A 10,890-nucleotide genomic window follows, 5' to 3' on the forward strand; every position below is an offset into this window, starting at 1 on the left:
GAGGCACGTTGTCTCCGATCCGCGCTATCCGTCGTTCCTACTGCCGGGCACCGGCAACCGTCGACTGCGAACGCTCGCAGCCGCGGCGTAGCTCAGACGAAGAACCAATGCCACGTTCTCATCCTCAGGGATTCCCAACAGGTCCTGGAAACGCCTCTGAATGCTGGCAAGTGTATCTGTGAACTCGGGAGAAACGATGCGCAAATCCTCGCGTCGGTCGGCATACAGGAACACCGGGGACACGGGCTGCACCGCCAGCCCCAGCAGTTGCGCCCGTAGCCACACTCTTTCCGCCGCGGCACCGGCTCTCGCGTAGTCGGTCAAATCCGGAATACCCCCTGCGCGTGCGCGGAAACCGATCGCCACCAGAGCCGAGCTGGCCCGCACCCGGTCGACGGTGGATTCCCCGAGCGCGCCGCCCGCCGACCACTCGCGCAGCCGGTCCATCACATCGGTGCGGCGGCCGACCTGGAGCTTGGCCAGTTCGTCCGGCGCGGGTTCGAGGGTGCGCACGTCGATGCCGGTGCGCAGATCCTCGCCGGGCCAGCGCAATTCGGCGTAGAGCTGCCCGTGCAGCTGGGGTGTGAGATAGCGGACCCGGTCGCTCGCGCCCAGCAGCGCGGCCGCTTCGGCCAGTTGTTCCGCGCCGGTGATCGCGTGCACGGTGGCGTTCTCGGCCGCCGCGGCGGTGCCGAGCGCGGGCACGACGGTGCATGACAGCGGTGTCATCGCGCCGAGCCTGCGGTTGGTGTGCCGTTCCAGGGCGAGGGGATAGTCGGCGGCCAGATCGGGGTCGGTCCCCTCGCGCAGCGGTAGCCGGGCGAGCAGGGGCGCGGCCGGGTCGTCGAGGCGCCATTGCGGCTCGCCGAGCAGGCCGTTGGCGGCCGCGGCGGCGCGGGCGTTGTGCACGGCCGCACCGACCGCGACGGCGCTGCCACGCAGCTCGATGTCCATCGCGGTGGAGCCGGTTGGGTCGAGGGCGATCTCGATCAGCCCCGGTTCGCCGCGTAATCGCCACGGCTGCACATTGCCGCCCGACGGCGCGCGCTGGGCGCAGGCCAGGATCGCCGCGACGGGGTCGGCCGGTGGCGTGTCGGCGGGCGGCTCTGGCACGGTGTCGATGCCCTCGTCGAGGTAGCCGGGTTCGGCCAGCGAGTCCAGCGCCGCCTCGAGGTCGACGCGGGTCCGGCCGGAGGACAGCTTGGCGCCGAGCCCGATCCGGCGCACCGCCGCGGTCACGATGGCCGCGCCCAGCTGCACGTCGCTGCCCAATTGCGGCCAGGTGGTGATGGTCTCGCCGACCTCGGCCAGGCTGGCTGCCATCCGTGAGGAGAGCTGGCCGGGGTCGAGGATGCGCAGCACGTGCGGCGCCTTGGCCTTGGTGTCGAGGTCGGCCAGCTGGGCGCCGGTGGTCGCGCCGAGCAGGCCGTGGAAGGGCTCGCGGCCGGGTTCGAGGTCGTACCGCTCGACGTCGAACAGGCCGCGGTCGCTGGTGTCCATGAGCAGCGGGATCCGCCGCCTGCGCGCGGCCTCGCGGACCGCGAATTTGATGTCGAGCGAATCGCATTCCTCCACAACCACCGAGAGCCCGTCGAGGAACTCGTCGACCGTGTCGATCAGCACGCCCGCCTGCCAGATCTCGACCGGCAGATACGGATCGAGTTCGGCGATCCGGCGGGCGGTGACGACCGACTTGTTGACGCCGACATCGAACAACCCGCCCGGCACCCGGTTCAGATTCGACAGCTCGATGGTGTCGAAGTCGGCCAGGCGCAGCAGTCCGCACGCGCCTTCGAGCGCCAGCGTGTACGCGACCGAATGGCCGACGCTCTGCCCGACGACACCGACCGCCAGCTGCGCGAGGCGCTGCTGTTCGGCGCGGGTGAGCTTGTTGCGATTGCGGTCGGTCCGGATCGCCCGGAACGCGGCGGGGCCGAGGATCCCGACGAGGGCGTGGCGCCACGGGTAGTAGACCCACCGTTCCTCACCCGGATCGAGTCCGGACGGCGGCCCGGTGAGCTCGGCCAGTTCGGCGCGCATCCCGGCGCGCAGGTCGTATCGGCGGATGCCTGCCAGCTGCCGCAAGGTTGCCGCGTCGGCATGATCGGCCGGATCGAGCACAAAGGGGCGGTAGTCCGCCGTCTGCGGGTCCGGTTCGATCATCGGCGGATCCGACCCACGAACCACGTCATCGCGTGCCATCCGGCGCCGCGGTGAACGCGCCGCAACCCCGCGTCGTTGCGCGCTGCTTCGACAGCCATCGTGTTCCTAGCTCCGTGCTACGCGCCCGCGCGCGGTCGGCGTCCTACCGATGCCGACTCGTGCAGTATCCGTCATCCGAATGGAATGCACCAGGCGAGTGGCTAATTTTCCGGAAACCCCGCGCGACGGGTGAAGTATTCGCAGGTCAGAACATGCGCTCGGAGCGGTGGCGTCAAGATCCAAACCGATCGGTTCGAATCTGGCTACCCCTTAGCTATCGGCCGTGATCGAAACGAACAATTCTACGGTGTCCGGGCCGTGCCAGACCTCGATCTCCTCGCGATAGGCGCGCGAGATCTCCGCCGACGCCGTCGCGTCGTCGACCTGGGCCCACACATCCTCGACCGGATCGTGGTAATCGCCGTTGGGCGCGAAGCGCGCGTAGATGCCCCGGGGCACCCGCACCATGAGATCGCCGACCGGCACGTCGTCGGGGGTCGCGTATTCCCGTGCCACCAGCGCGTTCCAGTTGCCCGCCGGGTCGGGGACATAGACCGTGTGCAGCGGTTCGCCGCCGCCGGGCCGGTCGCGCAGGCGGTCCTTGAGGAACTCGATCAGATCGCTGTTGCTGACCTTGAAGCTCGGATGGACCCGCGGCACCGCCAGGCCACCGTAGAGTGCGCTGCCGCGCACGACGATCGTGTAGCTCATCGCGGATCGACCGCCAGATACAGGTCGATCTTGTACGCGTGCGGGTAGCACTCGAAATCGCCGGTGAAGGTGCGCTTGATCTGTTTGTGCTCCTCGGCATAGGCGATCTGGGTCCACAGATCCGTCATCACCTGCGGAAAGTTACCGACCGAGGAGAACCGCGCGTAGGTGCCGCGCGGCAGGCGGGCCGCCAGATGTCCGCGGGTCACCTGATCGAGCGACTCGCACTGGTAGCCGACGATCTGGGTGTTGTAGGTGCTCAGCTCACCGGTGTAGTCGGTGTAGGCGCTGGCCAGTGGACCGCCGAGGTCCTGGTGCAGGACCGCCGACCACGCGGCTTCGAGATCCCGGTCGCGCAGCTCACCGAGGGCGCGCTTGGGACTGCGGACCGGTAGACCGGCCACCCATGTCTCGTCCCGCTCGACGATTTCGAACTGCATTGATGACTCTCTCGAAGGGTCGGCTCGGTTGCGCCATGCTATCAACTTCGAACCCGACAGCGCTGACACACCGAGTTGTGCTTACCCCAACCTAACCACACCTGAGCTGGACAAACGTCCACCACCACGCCGTGACATCCCCACGTATTGTCCGATTCACGTCTATGCCCTATGCTCCCGCGCTCGTGTGGATACGCGCGGCGCTCGAACCGCGAAAGCAAGTGGTGCAGTGGGCGATTATCGTCGTGATCGCGGTACTCGCCGGCTATCTCGCGGTCTTGCTCGGCGACCCGCGACACTTCTACACCGACGACACCGAGGCGCAATACGTGCCGATGTGGCAGCTGCTCGGTACCGAACTGCGGGCGGGCCGGTTCCCGGCGATGGTGCCGTGGGAATGGATGGCGGGCAACTACAGCCTGGAGGAAGCCGGGCTCTACAACCCGGCGCAGCTGCTGGTGTATCTGCTCGCGCCCTCGTTCGACAATCTCGCGCTGTACGCGACCGCGGTGAAGCTGGTGTTCTCCGCGATCGCGGCGCTCGGCGTGTTCCGGATCTGCCTGGCCTACGGCGCCAGGGCACCCTGGGCCGCGGTGGCGGGCATCGCGTTCCCGTTCAGCGGCTGGTTCCTGTTCTTCGACGAGGCCAGCTGGTTCACCTCGCACACCGGCACCGCCTGGCTCGTGCACGCCTGGGCCTCTGCCGTGCTGTACGCGCGAGGACGGACAGGGCCGATCCCGCTGTTCGTGTTCCTGTACCTGGCGCTGACCATCCAATACGCCTTCCCCGCTGTCGAATCCGGCCTGATGATCGCCGCCGTCGCCGCGGGCGAGTACCTGTACCAGCGCCGGTGGGCGCCGGTGCTGCGGCTGCTCACCGCGTCCGGGCTCGCGGTGCTCGGCGCCATGGTGGCCAACCTGCCGATCCTGCTGTCCTCGCAGGCGACGTGGCGCGGTGACGTCTCCACCATCCACAACGACCCGTTCCTGACCGTGCCGTGGTCGGAATCGCTGAATGCGAGCCTGCCCAGCACGGTGCCCGCGTTCACCGCCTGGTGGGGCCATGTGCAGCCGTTGCCGATGGTCTATATCGCGTGGTTCGTGATCCCGGCGCTGGCCTTCATCGACTGGAAGGCCGCCGCGCGCGCCGCCGCCGACTGGAGCGGGATCGCACTGTTCGCCGTCGCCGCCCTGATGTGGACGGCGGGTCCGGGCGCGATCGGACCGCTGCGCTGGCCCGCCAGAGTGCTGCCGATGCTGGCGATCGCGCTGCTGGTGCTGGTGTGCGTGCTGATCAGCCGCTACGGCGTGTTCGCCGCGTCCAGGCGGCGGTACGCGGCGGCGGGCGCGCTGATCGGGTTGCTGTTCGTCCGGTCGTTCTCCGCCGCACCGAAACTGCTCGAACGGCATGTGCTCGCGGTGGCCGTTGTGGTGGCGCTCGGCGCCGGTGTCGTCTGGCTGGCACGCACCCGCGGAGTCACCGCCGCCGCCGCGCTGACCATTGTCGCGACCTTCCCCATCGCCTTCGCGCAGGTGGCCGCGGCGCCCTCGACGCCGATGTCGTACGGGTTCCCCGAACGCCGCTCCGAGATGACGGCCGCGTTCCCCGATTTCGGCGGCCGCACCCTGCAATTGGCCGACCGGATCATGGTGCGTGACGAGGAGCGCACCCTCGCGGCGACCTACGGTTCGATCGCGCTCGGCAGCTATGCCAAGAATCTCGGCCTGCAGTACGTCAACGGCTACACCCCCGTCGGGCACGCGGCGTTCGCCGGGTTGCTGTGCATGGCCTGGGACGGCGGCACCTGCCCCGACGCGTATCGCAGGGTGTTCGCGGTCGAGCCGTCGACCGATATCCCGATCGTCGATCTGATGCGGCTGGATCGTGTTGTCCTGCAACGTACCCAGTACCCCGACGCGGGCGCCAAGCCCGCTCCGGCGGGCTGGAAGTTCGTCGGCTACCCCGGTCACGAACAGCAGATCTGGGTGCTCGAGCGGGTCAACCCGCTGCCCTCCCCCGGTGACCTCATCGCGCACGAGTCGGGTGTGCACGCGACCGTGATGCCGGAGGCGGGCCTGACCAACCGGGCCACCGTGTCCTCGGGCACCGGCGGCCGGATCGTGTTGTCCCGCTTGGCCTGGCCGGGTTACACCGCCATGCTCGGCGACCGCGAGGTTCCCACCAAGGCGGTCGCGGGCGTCTTCCTCGCCGTGGATATCCCGCCGGGCACCAAGAACGCCCAGCTCACCGTCACCTGGCGGCCGCCGGGTCTGTCGATCAGTCTCACCAGCGCCCTGCTGGCGCTGATGGGCATCGGTGTCCTGCAGTGGTGGTTCCGGCGGGGCAGGCGCGACAACGAGATCGGGCCGGAACCCGTGGCGACCCCGCCCGCGCCGGTCGGACAACCGGCCACCGTCGAGGCCTGAGCTCAGGCCCCGATGGCGGCGGCCAGGTGCGGCCAGGCCTCGTGCAGGTCGGCCTCGAACTGGCCCCACGTGTGCGCGCCGGTCGGCCGCTGGATGTAGGTGGCCGGGATACCGAGCTGAGCCAGGCGGCTCGCGAAGGCGGCCGTGCACGCCCCGGCGATCGCTTCGACCGGCGGCATCGGCATCCCCCGGTCGGTCCTGCCGGGCAGGCCGCTGGCGGCGGACAGGAAGATCGTCTTGCCCGCGAGCCCGCCCGCGTTGGCGAAGACATCGTGTTCGCGCCACCCCGCGCTGCCTGGCACGCCCCACATGTTGCCCGGATTGCCGCCGCCGCGGACGGCCTGGGCGCTGGCCATGCCGATCCCGAGCGGGTCCGCGGCCCACGGGCAACCGCTGAACGCGGCGACGGCGGAGAACCGGGAACCGCCGCGGATAGTCAGATCCAGCGCCGAGGCCGCGCTCATCGACACGCCGGCGATGGCATTGCGTCCGCTCGTGCCGAGCACGCTATCGATCACGCTGGGTAGTTCGTCGGTGAGGTAGGTCTCCCAGCGCACCCGGCCGACAGTGGGATCGTCGGCGATCCAGTCGGTGTACAGCGTGAACGCGCCGCCGACGGGCATGACCACGTTGACGTTCTTGTCGGCGAAGAACCGCTGCACATCGGTGTCGTCCCACCAGGAGATCCCGTCGGCCCCGCCGCCGACGCCGGTCAGCAGGTACAGCGTCGGCGCTCCCGGACTCGCCGCCTTGATCACCCGGTTCTGGATCATCCGACCCATCGCGGGCGAGTACACATCGATTTGGACGGCCCGCTCTCCGAGCGGCGCCTCCCCCCTGACATGGGCCCCCGTTGTTTCGGCCTTCGCCTGGACACCGCCCAGCGAGGCGACGATCGCGCACACCACAGCAAGCCACACTCTCGATGTAGTCACCGATCCGGTATACCCCGTCAGGTCGGCGCACACACTCAGCCACGCCCGCCCCGTCGATTGCTTTCCGGCGCCGATTCTTCGAGAGTGACCAGGCTCACCATCAGTCGGATCTGCGAGTGAGAAGCCCGCTCTACCTGCGCGTTTACCTCATGCCGGTGCGGTGCTCGCGCCGAAAACAAGGTGATTTGTGTCGGTGGTGAGCGGAATACTGGCCCGCGCCCGATGAGTTGGACCGACGAAATCCGTCTTCTCTCTCGTGGTGCCGGGACACAGTCGACTCGGCATCGGGCCACCGCTCGCCCGCCGACCCCGCTGCTCCTGGAGGTACCCGATGCCAGCCGAACTATCCCCGCCGATGACGAAAGGCCGGACACCGACCGTCATCCGGGTGCTGGTGCTCGCGACCTTCGTCGTCATCCTCAACGAAACCATCATGATCAACGCGATCCCGCGGCTGATGAGCGACCTGCACGTCACCGAGGTGGCCGCGCAGTGGGTGTCGACCGCGTTCATGCTGACGATGGCCGCGATCATCCCGACCACCGGCTGGTTCCTGCAGCGGGTCACGACCCGCCAGGCCTACGCGGTCGCGATGGGCGTGTTCATCGCGGGCACCGTGCTCTCGGCGCTCGCGCCGACCTTCGCGGTGCTGCTGATCGGCCGCATCATCCAGGCGGGTGGCACCGCGGTGATGATGCCGCTGCTGATGACCACCCTCATGACCGTCGTCGCGGAGCAGGATCGCGGCCGGGTGATGGGCAACGTCACGCTGGCCATCTCGGTGGCGCCCGCCATGGGCCCGGTCATCTCCGGCCTGATCCTGCAGATCAGTATCCCGGCGCTCGACTCGTGGCGGTTGCTGTTCGTGGTGATGCTGCCGATCACCGGCGTGGTCACCTGGCTGGGTCTGCGGCAGCTCGAGAACGTCGGTGAACCGCAGCCGGGCGTGCTCGACATTCCCAGCGTCTTCCTGGCCGCCATCGGCTTCGGTGGACTCGTGTTCGGTCTGAGCAAGTTCCACAGCGGCAGCTACACCGTCCCGGCGCTGATCGTGGCCGGTGGCGTCGCCCTGATCGCCGCGTTCGCGCTGCGCCAGGTGCGGCTGCAGCGCGACGGCACCCCGCTGCTGGACCTGCGGGTGCTGCTGTCGGGCACCTACGCCAAGGCGCTGGTCCTGATGTCCATCGCGTTCCTGGCGATGATGGGTTCGATGATCCTGCTGCCGCTGTACCTGCAGAATCTGCGGCACCTGAGCCCGCTGGAGACCGGCCTGCTGGTGATGCCGGGTGGTCTGGCGATGGGTCTGCTCGGCCCGACCGTCGGTCGCCTGTTCGACAAGTTCGGCGGCCGCGCGCTGGTCATCCCCGGCTCGATCGGCATCGCCGTCTCGCTGGCAGGCTTCACCCAGGTCTCGCTGACCATGCCGTACTGGCAGCTGCTCGGCCTGCACATCCTGCTGATGGTCGCGCTGGCCGCCACGTTCACCCCGGTGTTCACCCTCGGCCTCGGCGCCCTGCCGATGCACCTGTACTCGCACGGCAGCTCGATGCTGGGCACCCTGCAGCAGGTGGCGGCCGCCTTCGGCACCGCTCTGGTCGTCACGGTCATGTCGGCCCGCAGCACCTCGCTCATCGCCGACGGCACCGACCAGATCACCGCCACCCTCGACGGTATGCGCCTGGCCTTCCTGGTCTCGGCTGCGCTGGCCCTGATCGTCATCGCCATGGCGGTCCTGCTGCCGAACCGCTCCGGCAACCCGCACGGTGCGCACGCTCCGGAACAGTCCGGCGAACCCGAGTCGCCGGAACTCGTCAAGAGCTGACAGTCCCTGCGAAAACCGCCACCCCCGGATCGCGTCCGATGCGATCCGGGGGTGGCGTTTTTCGTATCAGGGCTGGCCGCTGACGACCGCCGTCACCGCGTCCATGAACGACTGTCCACCGGTGATGGCGCCGCCCGCGATCGCGCCGACGACCAGGCCGACGGGCCCGGTGATGATGCTGAAGAAGCCGAAGCCGAGCACGGTTCCGATCAGCCCGCCGAGCAGGCCGCCGACGACGACGCCGACCACGTTCTGATTGACCTCGGCGGCAAGGCGTCCCATCGAGTTGATGGGCTGCATCTCACCGATGTTTTGCGCGGTCACTTTCGGGGTAAGAGTGAGTTTCCGGCCGTCTTCGCTGATTTCCTGCGCTACCGCCATACGACTTTCGGAAACAATGTAAGTCAGCGGTATTTCAGTAATCACGACACCGTTATCCGACTTCAACGACACCTTGCCACCGTTGTCGGTCAGTTCGAATTTGCCGTGGTCCACGGTGGTCGTGACGACCTTGGAGAAATCGGAGACAACGGTGTGGTAGGCGACGCCATGCTCGACGCCGGACGTCGAAACATCGTGGTTGTCCTGCGGTTTCGCATTCACAGTCCCCGCGGCGATGCCAACGGCCGCGACGGCCAGGAGGGTCGCCGGGATCAACGGGCCGAACTTCATACTGACATTTTCCTTCTCGGGTACCTCCGGTCGGCGTGACCGAATGGCGAGCAGCTGTACAGCGTCCGAAGCTTGTGGCAGAGAATGGCGATCGACCAGACCTGGCCGCGCATTGTTGCCGGATCGTGACCTAGTCGTTTGACCGAATCCGTTTGACCGAACAGGTGATTCGACTAGCGCGCGTCACATGGTGTAAGCATTTGCTTGATTCGAGGTGCAACAGTAAAGCTCTGGAGGACTGTCCGTGTCACGCCAACGTGTTCAAGCCGGTTTAGTCCTGACGGTCTTCATCGCTTCAGCCGCCCTGCTCGCGACCGTGGTGATGGTCGCCGCGATCTCCCTGACCTCGGAAGACATCGCGGGCAGCGGGCATCCAGCCGAGAACGTGAGTGCGGCAGCCGCATCGGGTGCGAACATGCCGTCGGCGCCGGTCGAACCTCAGCTACCCGCCCCCGTCGCCACTCTCAGCTCGGCAGCCAAGACGCCTATCGCGATCCAGCTGGCCGTCGATGACTGCGTGGTGGCCGACGGTGAGGGCGAGCAGGTCACGGTCGAGAAGACCGCCTGCGGCAGTGCCCCTTCCAGCTACAAGATCTTCGACAAGGCGCCGGCGGGCGGCGCCTGCCCGACCGACACCGATCAGACCTACAGCGAGCGGGTGGGTGCGGTCGAGCAGGGTTCGCTGTGCATGGACATCGACTGGGTGGTCGGCGGTTGCCTGGAACTCGGCGAGAAGAAGCCGACGCACATCGACTGCGCCACCGGGGGCACCACCGAGGGCGTGAAGGTGCTCGAGGTCAAGCACGGTGTCGCCGACGCCAACCAATGCGAGTCGGGCAATTTCGGATTCGTCTACAACCAGCGCAAATTCGTCGTCTGCGTAGCGCGGCTCTGAGGTCGTGCTCTTCGAGCTGCTTCAATCTCCTTGTCGAAGACACGCGCCGGAGCGCTGAATTGGCATGGGCCGCACCGGTTCGGCGCGGCCCATGCCAATGGCCGAGGCGGTTCACGCGGCGACGATGTGCCCGATGACGATGTCGCCGACGCTGTTTCGCGCGAACACCGCGACGGTGTCGGCCGGGTCGTGCGCCGCGGCGACCGGGCTGATCATGTTGTGCACGGTGCCGCTGGTGGTGTTGGTCTCCAGGCGCACCGCGCTGGTGGGGCTGATGCCGACCTCCAGCTCGCCGACGGAGGTCTCCAGGCGCAGTTCGCCGCGAACTGCTTCACCGATGCGGATGTTGCCCTTGGCCGCCTTCGCGGTCACCGAACCCTGCGGGCGCTCGATGACGATGTCGCCGAGCGAGACCGTCACGTCACACGAGCCGAGCGCACCGGCGCCGAGCAGGTGCCCGACACCGGCGGTGCTCTTCAGCTGCGAGCCGGCGGGGACCTGGATGGTCACCTCGATGGTGGGATTGCCACCGAAGGGGGTGTGGGTGCGCCAGCTCTTCGGCGTGGTCACCGTCAGAGCGCCGTCGATGAAATCGACGGTGGTCTGCTCGGCGGCGCGCACGTCGGCCTTCTTGGTCGCGTCGGCCGGCTTGATCTCGACGGTGGTGTCGCTGCGATCGGAGGCGATGACAGTGACACCGGCGGAGAGGACATCGACGGTGACGGCGATCGGGGCGGGGGTCTGGAAGGTGATCATTTCGTGCTCCTCGGTGGGTGTTGCTGTTCGG

Annotated in this window: 9 protein-coding genes; 3 read left to right on the plus strand and 6 right to left on the minus strand. The window is 68.0% G+C overall.

Features of this window, described 5'->3' with window-relative positions; translation table 11 throughout:
• Positions 1–24: 24 nt before the first annotated feature.
• From ACWF82_RS22240 to ACWF82_RS22250, 3 genes are all read right to left on the minus strand, one after another.
• A complete protein-coding gene (locus ACWF82_RS22240; RefSeq protein WP_452503911.1) occupies positions 25–2,163 on the minus strand; it encodes an Rv1355c family protein in 2,139 nt (712 codons plus the stop codon).
• A gap of 309 nt (positions 2,164–2,472) precedes the next feature.
• Positions 2,473–2,913 (minus strand): AraC family transcriptional regulator, encoded by a 441-nt coding sequence (locus tag ACWF82_RS22245; protein ID WP_452503913.1) that lies wholly within the window; start codon positions 2,911–2,913, stop codon positions 2,473–2,475.
• Entirely contained in the window at positions 2,910–3,353 is a 444-nt protein-coding gene (locus ACWF82_RS22250) for a GyrI-like domain-containing protein (RefSeq protein WP_452503915.1), read from the minus strand. Before ACWF82_RS22250 ends, ACWF82_RS22245 begins: the two co-directional genes overlap by 4 nt.
• Positions 3,354–3,517: 164 nt before the next feature.
• Between ACWF82_RS22250 and ACWF82_RS22255 the strand changes: the two genes are divergently transcribed.
• On the plus strand, positions 3,518–5,779 hold the full coding sequence (locus ACWF82_RS22255) for a hypothetical protein (protein WP_452503917.1): 2,262 nt from the start codon (positions 3,518–3,520) through the stop codon (positions 5,777–5,779).
• Between the two features lie 2 nt (positions 5,780–5,781).
• Here the strand turns inward: ACWF82_RS22255 and ACWF82_RS22260 are convergent, their stop codons facing one another.
• Positions 5,782–6,714 (minus strand): alpha/beta hydrolase, encoded by a 933-nt coding sequence (locus ACWF82_RS22260; protein WP_452503919.1) that lies wholly within the window; start codon positions 6,712–6,714, stop codon positions 5,782–5,784.
• A 331-nt stretch (positions 6,715–7,045) separates the two neighbouring features.
• Here ACWF82_RS22260 and ACWF82_RS22265 point away from each other — a divergent pair, with 331 nt between their 5' ends.
• A complete protein-coding gene (locus ACWF82_RS22265) occupies positions 7,046–8,536 on the plus strand; it encodes an MDR family MFS transporter (protein WP_452503920.1) in 1,491 nt (496 codons plus the stop codon).
• Between the two features lie 66 nt (positions 8,537–8,602).
• Here the strand turns inward: ACWF82_RS22265 and ACWF82_RS22270 are convergent, their stop codons facing one another.
• Positions 8,603–9,208 carry a hypothetical protein gene (locus ACWF82_RS22270; protein ID WP_452503922.1) on the minus strand — a complete coding sequence of 202 codons (606 nt, stop codon included), beginning with the start codon at positions 9,206–9,208 and terminating at the stop codon, positions 8,603–8,605.
• Positions 9,209–9,452: 244 nt separating this feature from the next.
• Here ACWF82_RS22270 and lppU point away from each other — a divergent pair, with 244 nt between their 5' ends.
• Positions 9,453–10,103 (plus strand): LppU family putative lipoprotein, encoded by a 651-nt coding sequence (lppU, locus tag ACWF82_RS22275; RefSeq protein ID WP_452503924.1) that lies wholly within the window; start codon positions 9,453–9,455, stop codon positions 10,101–10,103.
• 111 nt (positions 10,104–10,214) lie between these two features.
• Here the strand turns inward: lppU and ACWF82_RS22280 are convergent, their stop codons facing one another.
• Positions 10,215–10,859 (minus strand): DUF4097 family beta strand repeat-containing protein, encoded by a 645-nt coding sequence (locus ACWF82_RS22280; RefSeq protein ID WP_452503926.1) that lies wholly within the window; start codon positions 10,857–10,859, stop codon positions 10,215–10,217.
• Positions 10,860–10,890 lie beyond the last annotated feature (31 nt).

The organism is Nocardia sp. NPDC055053 (assembly GCF_053608285.1).